This is a genomic window from Saccharopolyspora sp. NPDC002376, from assembly GCF_053593195.1.
Genome location: NZ_JBSFBZ010000018.1, coordinates 40030 through 60605 on the forward strand (window position 1 = coordinate 40030; position 20576 = coordinate 60605).

Annotated in this window: 20 protein-coding genes; 10 read left to right on the forward strand and 10 right to left on the reverse strand. The window is 69.0% G+C overall.

Features of this window, described 5'->3' with window-relative positions; genetic code table 11:
- Nucleotides 1-52 precede the first annotated feature (52 nt).
- A complete protein-coding gene (gene galK / locus ACWCO2_RS14805) occupies nucleotides 53-1231 on the reverse strand; it encodes a galactokinase (protein WP_450128262.1) in 1179 nt (392 codons plus the stop codon).
- The gene (locus ACWCO2_RS14810) at nucleotides 1228-1923 is read right to left on the reverse strand and encodes a metal-dependent transcriptional regulator (RefSeq protein ID WP_450128263.1); all 696 of its coding nucleotides are present in this window, start codon (nucleotides 1921-1923) and stop codon (nucleotides 1228-1230) included. Before ACWCO2_RS14810 ends, galK begins: the two co-directional genes overlap by 4 nt.
- 124 nt (nucleotides 1924-2047) lie before the next feature.
- On the opposite strand from ACWCO2_RS14810, the gene ACWCO2_RS14815 reads away from it, so the two are divergent.
- The 4 genes from ACWCO2_RS14815 (at nucleotide 2048) to ACWCO2_RS14830 (ending at nucleotide 7810) form a co-directional block, all read left to right on the forward strand.
- Entirely contained in the window at nucleotides 2048-2899 is an 852-nt protein-coding gene (locus ACWCO2_RS14815) for a sulfurtransferase (RefSeq protein WP_450128264.1), read from the forward strand.
- A gap of 87 nt (nucleotides 2900-2986) precedes the next feature.
- Nucleotides 2987-4162 carry an acetoin utilization protein AcuC gene (locus ACWCO2_RS14820; RefSeq protein WP_450128265.1) on the forward strand — a complete coding sequence of 392 codons (1176 nt, stop codon included), beginning with the start codon at nucleotides 2987-2989 and terminating at the stop codon, nucleotides 4160-4162.
- A gap of 10 nt (nucleotides 4163-4172) precedes the next feature.
- Complete coding sequence (locus ACWCO2_RS14825; RefSeq protein WP_450128266.1) at nucleotides 4173-6857, forward strand: bifunctional acetate--CoA ligase family protein/GNAT family N-acetyltransferase; 2685 nt, start codon at nucleotides 4173-4175, stop codon at nucleotides 6855-6857.
- A 41-nt stretch (nucleotides 6858-6898) separates the two neighbouring features.
- Nucleotides 6899-7810 carry an alpha/beta hydrolase family protein gene (locus ACWCO2_RS14830; RefSeq protein ID WP_450128267.1) on the forward strand — a complete coding sequence of 304 codons (912 nt, stop codon included), beginning with the start codon at nucleotides 6899-6901 and terminating at the stop codon, nucleotides 7808-7810.
- 45 nt (nucleotides 7811-7855) lie between these two features.
- On the opposite strand, the gene ACWCO2_RS14835 is transcribed toward ACWCO2_RS14830, so the two are convergent.
- Nucleotides 7856-9103, reverse strand: coding sequence for a YeeE/YedE family protein (locus ACWCO2_RS14835; protein WP_450128268.1), 1248 nt, complete (start codon nucleotides 9101-9103; stop codon nucleotides 7856-7858).
- Between the two features lie 148 nt (nucleotides 9104-9251).
- On the opposite strand from ACWCO2_RS14835, the gene ACWCO2_RS14840 reads away from it, so the two are divergent.
- Nucleotides 9252-9707, forward strand: a complete 456-nt coding sequence (locus ACWCO2_RS14840) for a hypothetical protein (RefSeq protein ID WP_450128269.1) — start codon at nucleotides 9252-9254, stop codon at nucleotides 9705-9707.
- Between the two features lie 303 nt (nucleotides 9708-10010).
- Here the strand turns inward: ACWCO2_RS14840 and ACWCO2_RS14845 are convergent, their stop codons facing one another.
- Nucleotides 10011-11666: a fumarate hydratase gene (locus ACWCO2_RS14845; protein ID WP_450128270.1), complete on the reverse strand. Its 1656-nt coding sequence runs from the start codon at nucleotides 11664-11666 to the stop codon at nucleotides 10011-10013.
- 195 nt (nucleotides 11667-11861) lie between these two features.
- Between ACWCO2_RS14845 and ACWCO2_RS14850 the strand changes: the two genes are divergently transcribed.
- Complete coding sequence (locus tag ACWCO2_RS14850; RefSeq protein ID WP_450128271.1) at nucleotides 11862-12590, forward strand: tyrosine-protein phosphatase; 729 nt, start codon at nucleotides 11862-11864, stop codon at nucleotides 12588-12590.
- Between the two features lie 487 nt (nucleotides 12591-13077).
- Here the strand turns inward: ACWCO2_RS14850 and ACWCO2_RS14855 are convergent, their stop codons facing one another.
- The 4 genes from ACWCO2_RS14855 to ACWCO2_RS14870 form a co-directional block, all read right to left on the reverse strand.
- Nucleotides 13078-14049 carry a sigma-70 family RNA polymerase sigma factor gene (locus ACWCO2_RS14855; RefSeq protein WP_351038651.1) on the reverse strand — a complete coding sequence of 324 codons (972 nt, stop codon included), beginning with the start codon at nucleotides 14047-14049 and terminating at the stop codon, nucleotides 13078-13080.
- 288 nt (nucleotides 14050-14337) lie between these two features.
- Nucleotides 14338-14763 (reverse strand): D-aminoacyl-tRNA deacylase, encoded by a 426-nt coding sequence (gene dtd, locus ACWCO2_RS14860; protein ID WP_450128272.1) that lies wholly within the window; start codon nucleotides 14761-14763, stop codon nucleotides 14338-14340.
- Nucleotides 14760-16277, reverse strand: a complete 1518-nt coding sequence (locus tag ACWCO2_RS14865; RefSeq protein WP_450128273.1) for a DUF7782 domain-containing protein — start codon at nucleotides 16275-16277, stop codon at nucleotides 14760-14762. The genes dtd and ACWCO2_RS14865 overlap by 4 nt, the downstream gene beginning before the upstream one ends.
- 55 nt (nucleotides 16278-16332) lie before the next feature.
- The gene (locus ACWCO2_RS14870; RefSeq protein WP_450128274.1) at nucleotides 16333-16584 is read right to left on the reverse strand and encodes a hypothetical protein; all 252 of its coding nucleotides are present in this window, start codon (nucleotides 16582-16584) and stop codon (nucleotides 16333-16335) included.
- A gap of 157 nt (nucleotides 16585-16741) precedes the next feature.
- On the opposite strand from ACWCO2_RS14870, the gene ACWCO2_RS14875 reads away from it, so the two are divergent.
- Nucleotides 16742-17302, forward strand: a complete 561-nt coding sequence (locus ACWCO2_RS14875) for a GNAT family N-acetyltransferase (RefSeq protein ID WP_450128275.1) — start codon at nucleotides 16742-16744, stop codon at nucleotides 17300-17302.
- 16 nt (nucleotides 17303-17318) lie between these two features.
- Here ACWCO2_RS14875 and ACWCO2_RS14880 read toward each other — a convergent pair whose 3' ends face one another.
- A complete protein-coding gene (locus tag ACWCO2_RS14880; protein ID WP_450128276.1) occupies nucleotides 17319-17876 on the reverse strand; it encodes a GNAT family N-acetyltransferase in 558 nt (185 codons plus the stop codon).
- 209 nt (nucleotides 17877-18085) lie between these two features.
- Between ACWCO2_RS14880 and ACWCO2_RS14885 the strand changes: the two genes are divergently transcribed.
- Both ACWCO2_RS14885 and ACWCO2_RS14890 read left to right on the forward strand, forming a co-directional pair.
- Nucleotides 18086-18667, forward strand: coding sequence for an HhH-GPD-type base excision DNA repair protein (locus ACWCO2_RS14885; protein WP_450128277.1), 582 nt, complete (start codon nucleotides 18086-18088; stop codon nucleotides 18665-18667).
- A 51-nt stretch (nucleotides 18668-18718) separates the two neighbouring features.
- A complete protein-coding gene (locus ACWCO2_RS14890) occupies nucleotides 18719-19258 on the forward strand; it encodes an RNA 2'-phosphotransferase (RefSeq protein ID WP_450128278.1) in 540 nt (179 codons plus the stop codon).
- Nucleotides 19259-19346: 88 nt separating this feature from the next.
- On the opposite strand, the gene ACWCO2_RS14895 is transcribed toward ACWCO2_RS14890, so the two are convergent.
- Nucleotides 19347-20018: a lysophospholipid acyltransferase family protein gene (locus tag ACWCO2_RS14895; RefSeq protein WP_450128279.1), complete on the reverse strand. Its 672-nt coding sequence runs from the start codon at nucleotides 20016-20018 to the stop codon at nucleotides 19347-19349.
- Between the two features lie 157 nt (nucleotides 20019-20175).
- On the opposite strand from ACWCO2_RS14895, the gene ACWCO2_RS14900 reads away from it, so the two are divergent.
- On the forward strand, nucleotides 20176-20499 hold the full coding sequence (locus tag ACWCO2_RS14900; RefSeq protein ID WP_450128280.1) for a DUF3099 domain-containing protein: 324 nt from the start codon (nucleotides 20176-20178) through the stop codon (nucleotides 20497-20499).
- Nucleotides 20500-20576: the final 77 nt, after the last annotated feature.

Consider the following 20576-nt stretch of genomic DNA (forward strand, 5'->3'; position numbering starts at 1 on the left):
GAGTTCTAGTTCGGCCGCCGTGGACCGGCGAGCGGCAGCGGTCGCCCGGTGGTCACCGGTCCCGCCCCGCACCGGCGGAGGGTACCGCTGTGAAAAGCCGGGGCTCAGTCAGGTGCGCCTGCTCGAAGGCGTCCAGGACGGCCTGCTCGATCTGCGGCCGGTCGCCGACGGGCACGAGGGCGATCGCGGAACCGCCGAAGCCGCCGCCGATCATCCGGGAACCCAGCGCGCCGGTGGCCAATGTCGTGTCGACCGCGAGGTTCAGCTCGGGGCTGGAGACCCGGTAGTCGTCGCGCAGGCTGGCGTGCGAGGCGTTGAGCAGCGGGCCGATCTCGGCGTACCGCCCGGCGCGGAGCTCGTCCACTGTGGTCAGCACCCGGTCGTTCTCGGTGACGACGTGCTTCACCAGTGGGCGGAGTTCCTCCGGAAGCTGCGGCAAGACCGTCGGCAGCTCCGCCGCGGTCACGTCGCGCAGTGCCTTGCGCTCGAGCAGCTCCGCTGCGCGCTCACAACCCCGACGGCGTTCTCCGTAACCGGATTCGCTGTGCGAATGCTTCACGCGGGTGTCGATGACGAGCAGTTCCAGGTCTGCGCTGAGCGGGTCGAACGGGATCTGCTCGGCGTCGCCGGAGCGCACGTCGAAGAACAGCGCGTGCGCCTCGGTGCAGGCCAGCGATGCGGTCTGGTCGAGCAGGCCCGTCGGCGCCCCGGCGAAGTCGTTCTCGGCCCGCTGCACCAGACGCGCGATCTCGCCGAGGCGCGGCGCGCCCGGCTGCCCCGGCGCGGCGTGCGCGGAGTCGAGCAGCGCCAGCGCCGTCGCGCACTCCAGCGCGTGCGAAGAGGACAGACCGGCACCGGTCGGCACGTCACCGACGATCACCAGGTCTGCCCCGCTGAGGGTGAAACCGGCTTCGCGCAGCGCCCAGGCGACCCCGGCGGGATAAGCGGCCCAACCGGTGGGGGAGCCCGGTCGCAGTCCGTCGATGCTGGTCCCGTGGCTGCGGTGCAGTCGTCCGTCGCTGCCGTAGGTCGCCATCGACAGGCGCCCGTCGGTGCGGGTCCGGATCGCGACCGCGGTACGGTGCGGCAAGGCGAAGGGGAGCACGAACCCGTCGTTGTAGTCGGTGTGTTCCCCGATGAGGTTCACCCGACCGGGGGCGGACCAGACCGCGTCGGCGACGCCGCCGTGCTCTTCGGCGAATACTGCCGCCGCGCGCTCGGCCGAGGTCACTTGGCGTGCACCATGACTGCGTGCGCGATGCCGGTGGACAGCTCGGTGCTGCCGTTGTCGCCCCGCACCTCGATCGGCTTGTTCGGCCCGATGACCGACATGATCTCCACCTCGTGGCCCGGCACGACGCCGACTTCCTTCAACTCGGTCATCAGGTCGGGGTCGAGCTGGACGTGCTCGGCGATGCGGCGGATGACCGCCCGCCCACCGCCGTTGCGGGCGATCTCGTCGACCCGCTGCAGGTCGCCCTCGGCTGAGGTCTCGGTGTCGTCCACGCCGAGCTCGTCGAGGCCGGGGATCGGGTTGCCGTAGGGGGACGTGGTGGGACGGCCGAGCAGCTTGACGAGCTTGCGCTCGACGGCCTCGCTCATCACGTGCTCCCAGCGGCACGCTTCGTTGTGCACGTGCTCCCACTCGAGACCGATCACGTCGACGAGGAGCCGCTCGGCGAGGCGGTGCTTGCGCATCACGCTGACGGCACGCGCGCGGCCGGTCTTGGTGAGCTCGAGGTGCCGGTCTTCGGCAACTGTCAGCAGCCCGTCGCGCTCCATGCGGGCCACCGTCTGGCTCACCGTGGGGCCGCTCTGCTCCAACCGCTCGGCGATGCGGGCCCGGAGTGGAACAACGCCCTCTTCTTCGAGGTCGTAGATGGTGCGCAGGTACATCTCAGTGGTATCGATGAGATCGTTCACGTCGGCTCCCCATTCAGTCCCAACCACGATGCTAGTCGCCCCGGGCGACAGCAGTCAGTGGTCGGGGAGTTGACTGCCAGGATTTTCGACCGACCTCGTCGCCGGGCTACGAAAGGCCGTCCAGATGGATCCTTTGATCAGTACCGATGATCTCATGGCCGCGTTGGCGGAGCAGGCACCCCCGACCCTGCTCGACGTCCGTTGGTCGCTGCTCGGACCACCCGGCCGGGAAGCCTATTGGGTAGGCCACTTGCCGGGTGCGGTGTTCGTCGATCTGGACGCCGAACTGGCCTCGGAACCCGGTTCTGCGGGCCGCCACCCGCTGCCGGATCCGGGGGACTTCGAAGCGGTCCTGCGGCGGGCCGGAGTGGACACCGACCGGCCGGTGATCGTCTACGACGCCGACAACGGTTCGGCCGCTGCCCGCGCCTGGTGGTTGCTGCGCTGGGCCGGTCATCGGGAGGTGGCCGTGCTCGACGGTGGCTACGCGGCGTGGACCGCGGAGGGACGGCAGACCACGGTCGAGCAGCCGCAGCCGGCCGAAGGTGACTTCCGGGTTCGGGCCGGCTCGATGCCGGTGGTGGACGCCGACGGTGCAGCGCAGCTCGCCCGCGAGGGGACGCTGCTGGACGCGCGCGCACCGGAGCGCTACCGAGGCGATGTCGAACCGATGGATCCGCGGGCCGGGCACGTTCCGGGTGCGCTGAACGCGCCGTTCGCCGCGCACGTGACCGACTCCGGGAAGTGGCGTTCCGCAGCGGAGCTGGCGGCTCACTTCTCCGCGCTCGGTGTCAACGCGGGCAGAGCGATCGGTGCTTACTGCGGTTCGGGCGTGACGGCGTGCTCGGTGCTACTTGCTCTGGAGCACGCCGGAGTGACCGATCCGAAGCACCCGGCCGCGCTGTACGCGGGCTCGTGGTCGAACTGGTCGGCGGACCCGGACCGCCCGGCCGCGACCGGAGAGGAGGCGGGCTGACCGATCGATTTGGCCCAGCTCGATCAAGCGCAGCGCAGTGTCCTGGAACACTGTGTTGGCAGACACAGGGCGGGTAGCGTCCGGGCCATGGGTTCTCAGTGCGCGGTGGTGTGGGACGAGTCGGTGCTCGACTACGACCTCGGCGGGCACCATCCACTGCATCCGATCAGGTTGGACCTGACCATGCGGTTGGCCCGGTCGCTAGGCGTCCTCGACGGCGTCGACGTGCTCAAGCCGGAACCGGCGACCGAGGAAGACCTGCTGCGGGTGCACACCCGGGAGTACATCGAGGCCGTTCGCGCCGCGCCGATGGCGGGGTGGGAGGTCGGCCACGGGCTCGGCACCGAGGACAACCCGATCTTCGAGCGGATGCACGAGGCCGCGGCGCTGATCTCGGGCGCTTCGATCCGGGCCGCGGAGCAGATCGTGTCCGGCAAGGCGGACCGGGCGTTCAACATCGCGGGCGGGTTGCACCACGCGATGGCTGACCGCGCGGCGGGGTTCTGCATCTACAACGATTGCTCGGTGGCCATCGCGTGGATGCTCGAGCAGGGGGTGGAGCGCATCGCCTACCTCGACGTCGACGTGCACCACGGCGACGGGGTGCAGGCGGCGTTCTACGACGACCCTCGGGTGATGACCATCTCCCTGCACCAGCACCCGCTCACGCTGTGGCCGGGCACCGGGTTCAGCACGGAGATCGGCAGCGGGTCGGCGGATGGCACGGCGGTGAACATCCCGTTACCGCCGGGGACCGGGGACGCCGACTGGCGTCGCGCGTTCCACGCGGTGGTGCCCTCGGTGCTGGCGACGTTCCAGCCGCAGGTGCTGGTGACGCAATGCGGGGCCGACGCGCACCGCGACGATCCGCTGGCCGACCTGTCGAAGACCGTGGACGGGCAGCGCGCGACCTACCAGGACCTGCGGGAGCTGGCCGACAGCTGCGCCGGCGGCAAGTGGCTGGCGCTGGGCGGTGGCGGCTACTCGCTGTTCCGCGTGGTGCCGCGCGCCTGGACGCACCTGTTGGCCACCTTGTTGGACCGGGACGTCGCACCGGAGACGACCATCCCGGAGGATTGGATGGCGCATGCGGTGCGTGTCTCCGAGAACGTGCCGCTGCCGACGTCGATGACCGACGGGGGTGATCCGTCGTTCGAGCGCTGGACGGGGGTGACCGCGTCCTCGGTGGACACCTCGATTCGTGACACCCGGCACGCGGTGTTTCCGTTGCACGGTCTCGACCCGGGCGACAGCCGCGACTGAGGAGTCCGAAGTGGACGGAACGGTTCAGGGGCAGGGGAAGGCCCCGGAGGAAGTGGAGTACCCGCGGCAGTGGGAAGCCGACGTGGTGCTCTCCGACGGTGGCACGGTGCACATCCGGCCGATCATGGGCGCGGACGCCGAGAAGCTGATCGCCTTCCACGGGCGGCTCAGCGACCGGACCCGCTACTACCGCTACTTCGGTCCCTACCCGCGGATGCCCCAGCGCGACGTGGAGCGCTTCACCCACGTCGACTACGTCAACCGGGTCGCGCTGGTCGCGCTGCTCGGTGACGACATCGTCGCGGTGGGCCGCTTCGACCGGCTGGGCGAGCAGAAGTCGGCCGAGGTCGCGTTCGTGGTGGAGGACTCGCACCAGGGGCGCGGTCTGGGGTCGATCCTGCTGGAGCACCTCGCGGCCGCCGCTCGGGAGCGAGGGTTGCAGCGCTTCGTGGCCGAGGTGCTGGCGGAGAACTCGACGATGGTGCGGGTGTTCCGCGACGCCGGGTACCAGGTGAGCCGCGCGATGGAGGAAGGCGTCGTGCACCTGGAATTCGACATCGATCTCACCGAGGAGTCGGTCGCGGTGGCCCGCGCCCGGGAGCAGGCAGCCGAGGCGCGCAGCGTGCACAACCTGCTGCGACCGCGGTCGGTGGCAGTGATCGGGGCTTCCACCGACCACCGCAAGATCGGCCACGCGGTCCTGACGAACCTGCTCACCGCGGACTTCACCGGCCCGGTGTACCCGGTGAACCCGGAACACCGCTCGGTGCGGGGCGTGCGCGCCTACGCGTCGGTGCTCGACATACCGGACGAGGTGGACCTGGCCGTGGTGGCGATCCCGGCCGCCGGGGTGACCGAGGTGCTCGACGACTGCCTGGCCAAGGGGGTCAAGACCCTGGTCATCGTCAGCTCCGGGTTCAGCGAGAGCGGTCCGGCAGGGCGCGAGGTCGAGCGCGCCATGGTGCGCGAGGCTCGCGTGCACGGCATGCGGGTGGTCGGCCCGAACGCGCTGGGCGTGGTCAACACGGCCCCGGACCTCCGGCTGAACGCGAGTTTGGCCCCGCAGCTGCCCGGTCGCGGGCGGACCGGGTTCTTCTGCCAGTCCGGCGCGCTCGGGGTGGCGATCCTGGCCACCGCCACCGAGCGCGGGCTGGGGCTGTCGACGTTCGTCTCGGCGGGCAACCGCGCCGACGTGTCCGGCAACGACCTGCTGCAGTACTGGCAGACAGACCCGGCCACCGATGTGGTGCTGCTCTACCTGGAATCGTTCGGCAACCCGCGCAAGTTCGGCCGGCTGGCGCGCCGGTTGGCCCGCAGCAAGCCGATCGTGGTAGTCAAGTCGGGGCGCAACGCGGTGCGCCCGGGTTTGGCGGCGACCTCGGTGCAGGTGGACGAGAACAGCGTGCAGGCGCTGTTCGAGCAGTCCGGCGTCATCCGCGTGGAGTCGGTGGCGCAGATGTTCGACACCGCGCTGCTGTTGGCGCACCAGCCGCTGCCGCAGGGCGATCGCGTTGCGATCGTGGGCAATTCCTCCGCGCTGGGCATGCTCGCAGCGGACGTGGCGCAGGCCCAGGGCCTGCAGCTGGCCGGGGATCCGGTCGACGTGGGCGCGTCGGCGGGGCCGGAGGACTTCGCCGCCGCAGTTCGCGACGCTGCTCTGCGCGAGGACGTCGATGCGCTGGTGACGGTGTTCGCGCCGCCGGTGGCGGTTCCTGGAACCGCATATGCGAGAGCCATGCGTGAAGCTTTGCAAGAAGCGGACGTTGCGCGGTCCAAGCCGGTGGCGACCACGTTCCTGGCCGCCGAAGGCGTGCCGGACGAGCTCGTGGTGCCGGGGCCGGACGGCATCGCGGGCAAGGGGTCCGTCCCGTCGTACCCGAGCCCGGAGCGTTCGGTGCTGGCCCTGGCCAGGGTGACTCGCTACGCGCAGTGGCGCGCCGCGCCGCAAGGTCATTTCGTGAGGCCCTCGGACGTTGACGCCGAGCGGGCACGGACGCTGGTCGAGGGCTGGCTGGCGGCGGGTATCACCACGCTCGACGACAAGCGCGTGCTGAGCCTGCTCGCCTGCTACGGCATCGACGTGGTGTCGTTCAGCCGGGTGAGCAGTGTGGACGCAGCTGTGGCCGCAGCCGAGGAGCTCGGTTACCCGGTTGTGCTGAAGACGGTCAACGATCAGCTCCGCCACCGCAACGACCTCGTGGGCGTCCGGCTCGACCTGGGCAGCGCCGATGCGGTGCGCGCGGCCTACGCCGACATCCACCGGGTGTCCGGGATGGACGAGGTCTACGTGCAGCGGATGGCGGTGCGCGGAACCTCGTGCGTGATCGACCTGATGGATGACCCGTCGTTCGGCACGCTGGTGTCCTTCGGGCTTTCCGGGGTGGCCAGCGAACTGCTCGGCGACAAGGCCTACCGCGCGCTCCCGCTGTCCGATGTGGACGTGTCGGCGCTGGTCCGCGCGCCGCGGGCGGCGCCGCTGCTGGCGGGTTACCGGGGCAGCGAGCCCGCTGATCTCGCGGCGCTGGAGGACCTGGTGCTGCGGGTGGCGACGCTGGCCGAAGATCTGCCGGAGGTGCGAGACCTGGCGTTGCGGCCGGTGCTGGCTTCGCCGGTGGGTGCTGTGGTCACCGGCGCCAAGGTCGCCATCGGGGAGTCCCCGGTTGTGCTGGACAACGGGCCGCGGCGACTGCGCTGACGCCCTGTCCGAGACGAGAGCGTTCCGTTAATCTGTGCCTCGTGGACATTGAAACCACCGATCGCAGCCCGGAGCCCGACGCGCCCGCCTCGGTAGTGCTCGGCTTGGTCTCGGCCGGGCCGCACCGGATCAAGGTGCGCGCGGCCCAGCAGGACGATCCGAGCAGCCCGGTGGTCGTGCTCGTCCCCGCCATGGGCGTGCCCGCGCGCTACTACCGGCCGTTCGTGGCCGACCTGCACCGCCAGGGTCTGACCGTGGTGACGTTCGACCTGCGCGGCCAGGGCGAGAGCAAACCGCTGGCGGCCCGCGGCGTGCGCTACGGCTACCAGAGCCTGATCGACGACCTGGAAGGCGTCCTCGACCTGGTCGAATCGGTGCTGCCGCAGGCGCCGCGCTTCCTGCTCGGGCACAGCCTCGGTGGCCAGATCGCCATGCTGCACTCGGCACGCCACCAGGAGCGGGTGCAGGGCGTGGCGCTGGTCGCCTCGGGATCGGTGTGGTTCCGGAGCTTCCCCGGCTACTACAAGCTGCGCACGCTGATCGGCACGCAGGTCGTGGCCAGCGCCTCGACGCTGCTCGGATACTGGCCCGGCCACCGCTTCGGCTTCGGCGGTCGGCAGGCGGCCGGCCTGATGCAGGACTGGGCACGTCAAGCCCGCACGAGCGAGTACCGCCTCAAGGGCTCGGCCACCGATTACGAAGCGGCGCTGGGCGAGGTGCGGATGCCGCTGCTGACCGTCAGCGTCGCGGGGGACCGGTTGGCGCCGCGGTCCTCAGTGGACCACCTGGCGGGCAAGGCGCGGCACGCGCTGCGCACGTCCAAGCACTACACGCGGGACACGTCCGGTGCGGAGAACCTCGGCCACTTCAGCTGGGTGCGCAACGGCGGTGCGCTCTCGCGGTGGATCCGGGACTGGATCGCGGCCGCGCACGAGGCCTCCGTCCACTCCTGAGCTGATATGACGAGGCCGGTGGGATCGATGTCCCACCTCGTCATATCAGCAGACCGAGTCGGTCGGGTTGGGAACGCCGAGGCCGAACAGCGGGCGAAGCTTCAGTCCGATCCAGGTGCCGGCCAGGGCCAACAGCCCCCAGATCCAGCCGTGCAGCGAGAGCGAGGCGATCCCGGAGAAGTAGGCCCCGATGTTGCAGCCGTAGGCCAGGCGCGCCCCGTAACCCATCAGCAGACCGCCGATCACCGCAGCCAGCACCACCTTCACCGGCATGCGCTTGGCCAGCACGAACGCGCCCGACGCGGCGGAGGCGACCAGCGCGCCGATGATGATCCCGAAGTCGAGCACCGAGGTGGAGTCGGCCAGCAGCGGACCCGCCAGCGACTCGGCCCGCTCGCCCTGCCAGTAGGGCCAGCTCGCCACGTCGACGCCGACCGCCTGCAGCGCCTTCGAACCCCACAGGACGAACGCCGAGGTGATGCCCCACGGCGACCCTCGCGTCAACAGCACGACCGCGTTGAGCACGGCCAGCAGGATCGCGCCGGCCCACAGCGGCCACGCGCCGCGCAGCACCCGCCACAGCCCGCGCGACGTCGGCGGGCGGCCAGCGGGGGGAGCGTCGTGCCGACGAGCCCACCGGGTCGCCGCGAACCCGATCGCACCCAGCACCGCCAGCTGCATGATCAGAGCACCGAAGTAGCCCAGGCCGGTGTCCTCGGCCAGCGAGAAGGATCCGAGCGTGATCGCATCGGACGTCCACAGTGGAAAGTGCAGGGCGCCCAGCACGGAACCGCAGATGAAGAAGAACAGCGTGACGACCAGCAGGCCGTTCCCGCCGCCGACGGCGAACAGGGTTCCCGAGGCGCAGGCGCCGCCCAGCTGCATGCCGATGCCGAACAGCAGTGCACCGACGACCAGGCCGAGACCGACCGGTGAGACGTTTCCTTCCACCTCACCGCCGAAGAACGACACCCCACCGGCCAGGATCGGGGCGAAGAGGATCGACGCCGCACCGAGCATCAGCAGGTGAGCTCGGATTCCCTCGGTCTGCCCGACGGAAACGAGCTGCCGCCAAGCTGACGTGAACCCGAATCGGGAGTGGAACAGGGTCAATCCGAGGGCGAGTCCGAGCGCGGCCAGCACGGCGGACTTCACCCCGACCACGGCGGCTGCGGCAGCAACCAGTGCCACAGCTGCGATCACGCCGACGGTCAGCGGACCCCACTGCGGTTTTCCCTGCGGTTTTTCCGGGGGAGCAGTTCTCTCTGGGGCGGATGCGGCAGTGGTCGACATTTCTCGTCACTCCAAGGCTGGAAGTGGTCGCATCGACCAAACCAGAATCAGGTGACCGATCACCAGCAGTTCCGGACTGTGGGAAAGCTGTTGAGGATCGATGTGATTTCCACGCAACCCGCCGTGCGACCCGTTCCGTCTGTAGGGCATGAGACGCCTACACACCGCAATGGGTGCGGGGGCTCTGCTCCTTGCGCTGGCCGCCTGCGCCCAACAGCCGACCAATGAAGTGGGTTTCGGCGGCCAACCGCCGGCACCGCCGGGACCGGTGCAGCCGAAACCGGAGAACGAACGCACCCCCGTCGCCGAGAGTTCGCTGGACGCTTCGGCGCTGCCCAAGGGATACCCGACGAAGGTCTGGACCCAGGACGACGGGACCGCCCTCGTGGCCACCGGCCAGGAAGGCGGCTGCAGCAAGGTGCACGCCGAGGTGGCCGAGCAGACCCCGCAGCTGGTCAAGCTCGTCCTGGTCGAGGAAACCCCGGAACCACCGGGGATCTGCACGATGGACCTGCGCTACCCACCGGTGGCGGTCCGCCTGGACGCGCCGCTGGACGCCCGCAAGGTCGTCCTGGAACAGCAAGACGTCAAGGTGCCGCGCTGATCGTTGGCGCACAACGGAAACCTGCCGAAAGGACACATTGAGCAGATAAGGAGAACGCCGTATTTCCCTAGGAGGTGGGGCTCCTGTGGAAATACGGCGTTTTCTGCTTTCAGGAATGTCCGCGAGTTCTTTGCGTGGTTGTGCCAGCGCCGAGGGTGGGCTATGCGCCTTCGGCACATGCGGGACTTCCGGCCGGTGCTGGTCGAGTTTCGCGGTCACTGCTTACCAATGGAAGCGGCTTTGCCGCTTGCCTGATGAAACTCGACCAGCAACACAGCTCACTGCTAGTTCGTGCTCACTCCGTCAGCGGTTGAAGGAGATCTGCAGGGTCGGCTTGGTCGCTTCGGCGAAGAAGTCGTCGCCCTTGTCGTCGACCACGATGAAGGCCGGGAAGTCCTCGACCTCGATGCGCCAGACCGCTTCCATGCCGAGCTCGGGGTACTCCAGCACCTCGACCTTGCGGATGCAGTCCTGGGCCAGGCGGGCCGCGGGGCCACCGATGGAGCCGAGGTAGAAGCCGCCGTGGGTGCGGCAGGACTCGGTCACCTTGGTCGACCGGTTGCCCTTGGCCAGCATGACCAGCGAGCCGCCCGCGGCCTGGAACTGCTCCACGTAGGCGTCCATTCGGCCCGCGGTGGTGGGGCCGAAGGAACCGGAGGCGTAGCCGTCCGGCGTCTTCGCCGGACCGGCGTAGTACACTGAGTGGTTGCGCAGGTATTCGGGAATGGGCTCGCCAGCGTCGAGGCGCTCGGCGATCTTGGCGTGCGCGATGTCGCGCGCCACCACCAGCGGGCCGGTCAGCGACACCCGGGTCTTGACCGGCAGCTTGGACAGCTCGGCCCGGATCTCGTTCATCGGGCGGTTCAGGTTGATCTTGACGACCTCGTCGGACAGCTGCTCGTCGGCCACGTCCGGCAGGTAGCGGGCCGGGTCGCGCTCCAGCTGCTCCAGGAACACGCCCTCCGGGGTGATCTTGGCCTTGGCCTGCCGGTCCGCCGAGCAGGACACCGCGACGCCCACCGGTAGCGACGCGCCGTGGCGCGGCAGCCGGATGACCCGCACGTCGTGGCAGAAGTACTTGCCGCCGAACTGCGCGCCGATGCCGAACTGCCGGGTCATCTCCAGGACCTGCTGCTCCATCTCGACGTCGCGCAGCGCGTGCCCGGACGCCGAGCCTTCGCGCGGCAGTTCGTCGAGGTAGCGGGCGGAGGCGAGCTTGGCGACCTTGAGGTTGAACTCGGCGGACATGCCGCCGACCACGATCGCCAGGTGGTAGGGCGGGCAGGCCGCGGTGCCCAGCGAGCGCAGCTTCTCCTCGAGGAACCGGCCGAGCCGCGCCGGGTTCAGCAGCGCTTTGGTCTCCTGGTAGAGGAAGGTCTTGTTCGCGCTGCCGCCGCCCTTGGCCATGAACAGGAAGTCGTACTGCGGATCGGTGCCGGCCTTGGAGTACAGCTCGATCTGCGCGGGCAGGTTGCTGCCGGTGTTGCGCTCTTCCCAGAAGTTCAGCGGAGCCATCTGGGAGTAGCGCAGGTTCAGGTCCTGGTAGGCGTCGAAGATGCCGCGGGCCAGTGCCTGCTCGTCCTGACCGCCGGTGAGCACGGACTCGGTGCGCTTGCCGATCACGATCGCGGTGCCGGTGTCCTGGCACATCGGCAGCACGCCGCCGGCCGAGACGCACGCGTTGCGCAGCAGGTCGGTCGCCACGAACCGGTCGTTCGGGCTGGCTTCCGGGTCGTCGATGATCGCACGCAGCTGGGCCAGGTGCGACGGACGCAGCAGGTGCTGGATGTCCTTGATCGCTTCGGTCGCCAGGGCGGTGAGCGTGGTCGGCTCGACTTCCAGGAAGCGCCGCCCCGCAGCCTCGACTACTCGAACACCTTCGTCGGTGACCAAGCGGTATTCGGTGTCGTCGGGGCCGAGCGGCAGTACCTCGGTGAAATCGAACTTCGTGGTGGTCACGTCGCGGCTCCTTTGCGCGCGTTCGGGTTACGCGATGCCCCATGTAACCGCGTGGTGGATCAGCGCGTCCACGGGGGTGGCCCAGGTGTGACGAAGCGCCACCGACCGGTGCGGGTGAGCGGTGCGGAACCTGCGACGCTTGCGGTAGGACTTGTCGCCGCACTTCGAGCGGTGCCCGTAGCTACGGAGGTCACTTTGTCGACGACGGATCCACTCGACCAGCTGGTCAACCTTCGCGACCTGGGCGGACAGCCCATTGGAGATGGTGCGACGACGCGAACGGGCGTCGTGTACCGCAGTGACGCGCCGCACTCCGGCGATCGCGCCCCGGAGGGCATGCCGAGCTGGCCGCCGAAAGTGGTGGTCGATCTTCGCGATTCATGGGAGGCGGAGGGCAAGCAGCACCCGCTGGCGGAGGTCGCCGAGGTGCGCCACGTCCCGCTGCTGGAGGACCTCGAAGAGGTCGAGCTCGAGCTCGACGACTCGGCGCACGACCTGACCAAGCTCTACCAGACGATCCTGCAGGGAGCTCGGAAGAAGCTGGTCGAGGTGTTCCGCATCGTGCTGGAAGCCGACGGCCCGGTCCTGATCCACTGCGCAGCGGGCAAGGACCGCACGGGAGTGTCGGCGGCTTTGCTGCTGAGCGCGGCGGGAGTCCGCGAAGACGTCATCGTGGCCGACTACGCCCGCACCGACCAGAACATGTTCCGCGTCCTCCAGCGGCTCGACGCGGCCCCGGTCCTCCCACCAGGTGTGGACGAGGACATGGTCCGAGAACTCATGTCGACTCCCACCGAGGCGATCAAGAGCGTCCTCAAGACCTTCGAGAACTACGACGGCGGAGCAGCGGGCTGGCTCCAAAGCCACGGAGCAACAAAACAAGAACTGACCAACTGGCGCCACAAGTTCGCCCTGGCCCCCTGACCGGAGCACCTGCGGAAAGCGAACGGCCTGTTCCCCTCGAAGAACGAGGTGAACAGGCCGTTCGCGCAAACCCGGCACCGCAGGCACGGCACCCAAGTAAGGGTCGGGAGGTCGGACCCGTCCTAACGACGACCCCGGCCTCCCGGAGAAAGCGGTGGAAACCCACCGCGAAGCCAAATCCCCCAAGACCAAAAACCCTGACCCCGCCACCCCAAAAGGTCAACAAGCCAACCGGGTTAACAACAACCCCAACCCAGCCCCGAATGGGCCAAACCGGACCCCATCCCGGCCCCGGACGGCCCCACGAACCAGACCGAACAAGGGCTGGTCCGTGAGCAGGCCGAGAACGCCAGGAAGGGGAGGAGCCTTCCTGGACGTCACCACCGCACCGTGGGGGGCTGCGGGGGCTCGGCCCCCGCAACATCATTGGAGGAGCGGTGATGGCCTGTGCTTTCCGCAGGCACACGTCCCCCCACCGCTCCGTCGGTCAACTCGCGTAGGCCCGCAGGCGGTCGGCGCGGTCGCCCTGCCGGAGCTTGGACATGACCTCGCGCTCGATCTGCCGAACTCGCTCGCGGGACAGGCCGAACGCCTTGCCGATCTGGTCCAGGGTGCGCGGCTGGCCATCGTCGAGGCCGTAGCGCATCCGGATCACCGACTGCTCGCGCTCTTCCAGGGTGGCCAGCACGCGGCGCAGGTCGTCCTGCAGGAAGCCGGAGATCACCGCGTTCTCGGCGTCGGCGGATTCGGCGTCCTCGATGAAGTCACCGAGCGGCGCGTCCTCCTCTGCACCAACCGGCATGTCCAGGCTGACCGGGTCGCGGGAGTGGTCCATCAGGTCGAGGATCTTCTCCACCGGGATGCCGGCCTCTTCGGACAGCTCGTCGTCGGTGGCTTCCCGGCCGAGCTTCTGGTGCAGGTCGCGCTTGATGCGGGCGAGCTTGTTGACCTGCTCGACCAGGTGGACGGGCAGGCGGATGGTGCGGCTCTGGTCGGCCATGCCGCGGGTGATGGCCTGCCGGATCCACCAGGTGGCGTAGGTGGAGAACTTGAAGCCCTTGGTGTAGTCGAACTTCTCGACCGCGCGGATCAGGCCCAGGTTGCCCTCCTGGATGAGGTCCAGCAGCGGCATGCCGCGACCGGTGTAGCGCTTGGCGAGGCTGACCACCAGGCGGAGGTTGGCCTCCATCAGGTGGTTCTTGGCTCGACGACCGTCCCGGACCACGGCGTTGAGGTCGGAGCGCCGCTCGGGGGAGAGGTTGTTGCTGGTCTCCAGCAGGTGCTTGGCGAACACCCCGGCCTCGATGCGCTTGGCGAGGTCGACCTCTTCCTGTGCGGTGAGCAGCGCGGTTCGCCCGATGCCGTTGAGGTAGACGCGCACCAGGTCTGCCGATGGGCCTTGGGTGTCCAGGTCTTCGGCAACTGCGACGTCTGGCTTGGTGGTCTGCGGGACGGTCATGAGCTCCCTCCCTGATGGGCTGGCTTGGCTGGCGCAATTCACACCTGCGCGCCGGTGCGCGGTGCGTTTGACGCGTACGCTCGTTGGTACGGGCTTGCGCGTCGACGTCTCCTCCGGGTGTTGTCGATCAGTGCTGAGGCACCTCTCGACATGGCCGTCGAAGCTTCGTTACCTGGAAAACGACCGGCGTGCCGAATTCGTTCCCGAAGTTCTAGATTAAGAGACGTCATGGCGGTCACATCCGTTGCATCGCCAAGCCTGAGGATTTCCTGAGAGTCCTCGTTACATTTACACCTCAACCAAAAGTGTGAATGGTCCGTCGTTGACGCTCTCCACCGACATCATCGCCCCGAAGGCCCCGGTGGACACCCGAGCGCCCCGCTCCCGCAGCTCCGCTACGACCGCCTCCACCAGCGGTTCGGCGTGCTCCGGGCGGGCCGCCTCGGTCCACGACGGGCGGCGTCCCTTGCGGGTCGAGCCGTAGAGCGTGAACTGGCTGACGACGAGCAGCGGTGCCCCGGTCGTGGCGCAGGACTCCTCGTCGCGCAGCGCGCGAATCTCATGCAGTTTGCGCGCCATTTTGACGACTTCTTCACGCCCGTCGGAATGCGTAACACCCAATAGCACTAACAGCCCGGGCTCTTCGATCTTGCCGACGACGACACCATCGACCGATACCGAGGCCCGAGTGACTCGAGTGGCGATTGCCCTCATTGCGCACCGCCCGTCCATTCCGCCGGAACGAGCATTCCGTGCCGGATGAGCTCGCGCACCACGGGCAGTGCGGCGCGGGTCAGTTCCTCGGAGTCCTCGCCGAATCCCATTGCGAGCAGTTCGATGAGTTCCTCGAGCGGCAGCGCACCCCGGCACCCGGCGAGCAGCCGCACGCCGAGCTCGTCGACCTCGTGCTGCCAGCCCGGACCGTCGGTGCGGTGCAGGCGGTGCACCAGCGGGCTCCAGCCCTCGTCACCGGGCGCGGACACCTGCTCCAGCACAGTGCTGTCCGCGGTGACCAGCCGAGCGGCCAGCAGACCGTCGTTCGACCCGTGCACGCGCAGCCAGTCGACGCGGCGCAGCCACTGGTCCGACTCCGGGCCCAGCGGGTCCTCGAAGGCGTGCCGCAGGTCCTCGCAGACGACCTCGCCGCGTGCGGCGTCGGTGCGGCGCAGGGTGACGAACCCGAAGCCGATCCCGAGCACGCCGTTGTTCTCGAACCAGTCCAGCCACTCGCCGGCCTTCTGCTGCCCCTGCTGGGAGCGCAGGTCGTAGCCCGCGTCGCGCAGCCAGGTGCCGACGTACAGCGCCGGGTCGGCGACGTCGCGCTGCACGAACCAGGCGTCCACCCCGGCGCCCGGCGGCAGCCACCGGGACACGCGGTCCTCCCAGTCCTCGCCTTCGCGGTGCACCCAGGACGCCAGCAGCTGTCCGGTGCCGCCTTCGTTGAGGAAGGAGGGCAGCTGGCGCACCACCAGCGCGCTCGCGTCGTCACCGGCCAGGCCGGAGTCGCGGTAGGTGAAGTCGGTGCGCGGCGGCCCCACCACGAACGGCGGGTTGCACACCACCATGTCGAAGCGGCGCCCGCGCACCGGCTCGAACCACTCGCCCTCGACGAGCTCGACGTCGAGCTCGTTGATCCGGAACGTCGCGTCGGCCAGCGCCAACGCCCGTTTGGAGACGTCGGTCGCGGTGATGCGCTGAGCGTGCTTGCTCGCGTGCAGCGCCTGCACCCCGCAGCCGGTGCCCAGGTCGAGCACCGAGCCGACCTCCCGCCGCGAGGTGGCCCGAACCAGGCTCAGCGAGGCGTGCCCGACGCCGAGCACGTGGTCCGGCTCGACCGGACGGCCGCCGCGCAGCTCCGAGTCCAGGTCCGACATCACCCACCACGAATCGTCGCCGACGCCGTGCGGGCGGATGTCGAGCCCGGCGCGCATCCGGTCGCCGTCGGCGACGACGATCCCGGCAGCCTGCGCCTCGGCAAGCGGCAGTGGCGCGAAAGCTGCCTCGACGGCGGCCTGTGGCTCGGCCTGCCCGAGCAGGAACAAGCGGATGAGAGTGCCGAGCGGCCCGGCGTCGGCAGTGGCGCGCAGCGCGGGCACCAGCTCGCCGCGCCCGAGCGAGATGTGCGCCTCCGGGCCGAGCAGTTCGACGACGCCATCGGCGTCGTATTCAGCAGCGCGAAACGCGTCGCGAAGTCGGTCGATGCGGTCGTGGGACAGATCTGGTATCACGCCCCAAATCCTCACACGACCGCCGACTGCCGCATCCGCCCACCGAATGATGAGCTCAGTCCGCCAGGATGCGTTCCCCACGAGCCGCGTTGGCCTCTCCTTCCTGCTGCCGCCGCACCGATTCGACGTCTCCGGGTTCCAACGGGAACCGAGCCGCGAAGTCCTCGCCAATGCGGAAGATCGCGTTGACCGTCCCCTGCGAAGCGAGCTCCCTGATGGGCAGCCCACTCCACTCGGGGAACTGCCCATCAACCAGCTCCCGCACGGTCCCCACCGAAACGCCCAGCTGGCCGACGTGCATTTCCACACAGGCAGTCTGACTCGTCACGATCTTCGGCGGCAAAGGAATTTCCGCTGGACGTCGTTGTCGTGCTGCGGATTCGCTGAAAAAGCGCTTTGCGTCGTTGCCGCGGTGTGGGAGCCTGCGCCGCGGTGTCCGTTGCATTCGGTCGTGGAAGGTCGCGATGTTCTCGATTTCCCTGGGTGACGACAACGCGGAGCTCCGCCCGCTGGAACCCTCGCGGGCAGCGGAGTTCCTGGCCCACGTGGATCGGGGGAGGGAGTTCATCGGGCAGCACATCGGGCTGGCGGACGCGGTCACCGACCTGGAATCGAGCCGCTCGTTCCTCCAGCAGTACGCGGAGAAGGCCGCGGCCGACACCGGGCGGATCTACGGGATCTGGGTGCACGACGAGCTGGTCGGCGGTGTCCGCTTCCGGACGATGGACGTCGCGCGCGGCAACGCCGAGGCGGGCTGCTGGCTGGAGCCGTCGGCGGTGGGCCGGGGACTGGTCACCAGGGCGGCGCGGATGATCATCGACTGGGCCGTCGAAGAGCGCGGCATCCACCGGATCGAGTGGTTCGTCTCGGCGGCGAACCAGGCCAGCATCGCGGTGGCCAAGCGGCTGGGGATGGTCAAGGACGGCACGCTCCGGGAGTCCAACCTCCATCGCGGCGAAAGGCAGGACATGGAGCTCTGGTCTGTCCTGGCCCCGGAGTGGCGTGCGAGCAAGCAGGGGAACTAGCCGATAGCGCGGATGCCTACAGCTGGTCTGCGGGGACTTCGTAGATGATTTCCAAGCCGTCCTCGTCGTCCCACTGTTCCCCGACCTCGACGAAGCCGTACTGCGACGCCAACCGGTAGGAGGGCAGGTTGTCGGGGCTGATGGTGACCCGCACGGTGCTCACCTGCGGCTCGCGGGCGGCGCGCTGGAGCAGGGATTCCAGTGCTGCGCGGGCGTATCCGCACCGTCGGTGGTCGGGGTCGACCGCGTAGCCGATCTCCACCATTCCCGATGCGTCGGGAGGCCCGTGGTAGCCGGCGCGCCCGACGGCCAGCTGGCGTCGTTCGTCCCAGATGACACCGGTGACCCACGCTGCGCTGGCCGGATCCTGCTCGACCTGCCTGCTGCGCATCCGCCACAGCCCGCGCCACTCCGGACCTGCGAAGTGAGCGGAGAGAGGAACGGGGCTGGCCGCATTCGCCGCCGCCAGATCGCCTTGAAGAAGCGCCTGGAACGCCGGGCCGTTCAGATGCACGATCCGCACGTCCGGAGTCCGGCGACGCTCGGAATCTGCCAACTGATGTTCGTCGAACATCAAGCAACTCTCCCAACTCAGCCACAGAGCTCTGCCGAATTCGTGCCCGCTCCGAAAACTCCCCGCCGCCGACCTGTCCGCATATCGGAGGTTCGGCGGATACGACGATCTTCACCGAATCCGCCCGGCCGCGCGACGCTTTTTCTCGCCGGTGCCGACACCGGGTCATCGACGGGGTTGCCGGTTCCGGCGCGTGCGACGATGTGTCCATGCCGAAGAAGCTCAACCTGACCGGCGATGCCGAGGCCGACAAGCTGCTCTCCGATGACCCGTTCGCGCTGCTCACGGGGATGTTGTTGGATCAGCAGGTGGCGATGGAGCTGGCGTTCGCCGGGCCGAAGAAGATCGCCGAGCGGATGGGCGGGTTCGACGTCACCAAGATCGCCGAGTCCGATCTCGACGAGTTCGTCGAGGTGTGCGTGCAGAAGCCGGCGATCCACCGGTACGGCGGGTCGATGGGGCGGCGGGTGCACGCGCTGGCCCAGTACATCGTCGAGCACTACGACGGCCGGACCGAGGCGATTTGGACCGAGGGCGACCCGGACGGCAAGGAAGTGCTGAAGCGGCTCAAGGCGCTGCCGGGCTACGGCGACCAGAAGGCGCGGATCTTCCTCGCACTGCTGGGCAAGCAGCGGGGCGTCCAGCCCGCCGGATGGCGCGAGGCCGCTGGGGGCTACGGCGAAGATGGCTCCCGCCGCTCGATCGCCGATGTGGTCGACGAGCAGACCCTGAACGAGGTCCGCACCTGGAAGAAGGAGCAGAAGGCCGCCGCGAAGGCCGCCAAGGGCTGAGCGGAAAACCGGTCGACATCGTTTCGACCGGCTGGCTAGCGTTGGCCCATCATGGACGAGCAACGGGTCGTGCGGGTGTCGAAGTACCTGGCCAAGCACCTGAGGCACCAGCCGGAGCGGATCGGCATCGATCTGGACGCGAACGGTTGGGTGGCGGTCGACGAGCTGTTGGCCGCTGCTGCCGCGCGCCGGTTCCCGATCTCGCGGGAGGAACTGGCCGAAGTCGTCGCGAGCAACGACAAGCAGCGGTACGTGATCGAAGGTGACCGGATTCGGGCCAACCAGGGGCATTCGGTTCAGGTCGACCTCGACCTGCCGGTCGCTGAGCCGCCCGCCCTGCTCTTCCACGGCACCGTCGCCCGCAATCTGGACGCGATCCGGGGCGAGGGGCTTCGCCCGATGAACCGCCACCACGTCCACCTGTCCGCTGATCGTGAGACTGCGGGGCGGGTGGGTGCGCGGCGTGGGCGCCCGGTGGTCCTGACGGTCCGAGCGGCCGAGATGCGCGGGGCCGGGCACGAGTTCCGAATCAGCGCGAACGGGGTGTGGTTGACCGCGCACGTCGCGCCCTCGTTCATCGACTTCCCCTGACGAGCGCCGGGATACGACTCCGCCGAACTCTCACGAAAACGCGCCCCCTCTCGATACCCGGGTGGGGGCGCGATTCAGAGATGGGAACTCAGGCTGCTGCTGCGCCCGGGCGCTGGTAGCGGTCGACGTACTCCTGGTCGGAGAGTTCGGCGATGGCGTACATGATCTCGTCGGTGATCGAGCGCAGGACCGGCAGCGAGCTGTCCAGGCCGGTGTAGCGGCGGAAGTCCAGCGGATCGCCGAAGCGCACCGAGACCGGGTGCAGGCGCGGGATCTTCTTGCCGCGCGGCTGGAGCTTGTCGGTGCCGGTCAGCGCCACCGGCACGACCGGCGCTCCGGTGCTCAGCGCGAGCCGGGCGACACCGGTGCGGCCCCGGTACAGGCGGCCGTCGGGGGAGCGGGTGCCCTCCGGGTGGATGCCGAACGCGCCGCCGTCCAGCAGCACCTGCTCGGCTGCGTCCAGCGCTTCCTTCGCAGCGCGGCCCTTGCCCCGGTCCACCGGGATCGCGCCCAGCGAGCTGAACAGCCACTTCGTCAGCGCGCCCTTGGTGCCGCTGCCGTTGAAGTACTCGGCCTTGGCCAGGAACGCGACCGGGCGGGGCAGGACCAGCGGGACGATGAAGCTGTCGAGCACGGCGAGGTGGTTCGGCGCCAGGATCACCGGACCAGTGGTCGGCACCTTGTCCGCGTCGATCACCTTCGGCCGGTAGATCGTCCGCGCCACCGCGCCGACGACCCGCTTGCTCACCGCGTACAGCATTCACCCTCCACGACTCGGATCCCGATGAATCTAACCCCTGGAGGTTTCGCGCGTGCGTCGCGCTGGTCAACCTCAGGGGCGAGCCACGAATTCCGCGCGGCACCCAGGGTGTTGGTGGCGGCGATCAAGTGGGAGCATAAATGGTGGAGGTAGCGCCGTGAACAGTTCACATCGTGACGACTCCCCGGTGCTGATCACCGAGGCCAAGCCGTCCTTGGACGACGAGCAGGCGACGCGTCGCCGCAGGTACGCGATCATGATGGCCAGCCGGATTCCGTGTCTCGTGCTGGCGGCAGTGGTGTTCCAGGTGTGGCATCTGTGGTGGTTGTCACTGATCATCCTGGCGATCTCCATCCCGTTGCCGTGGATGGCGGTGCTCATCGCCAACGACAAGCCGGCGAAGAAGAGCGAGAAGGTACACCGGTTCCGCCGCTCGCACCACGCCCTGGAGTCCCGGCAGCACCAGGTCATCGACAGCTGACGCGGCCGTGCGAGGTGGCCTCCGGAACCCGCCGGGCGCGGTCCGGAACCATTCGCGCTCGTCGTGCGGCATCATTG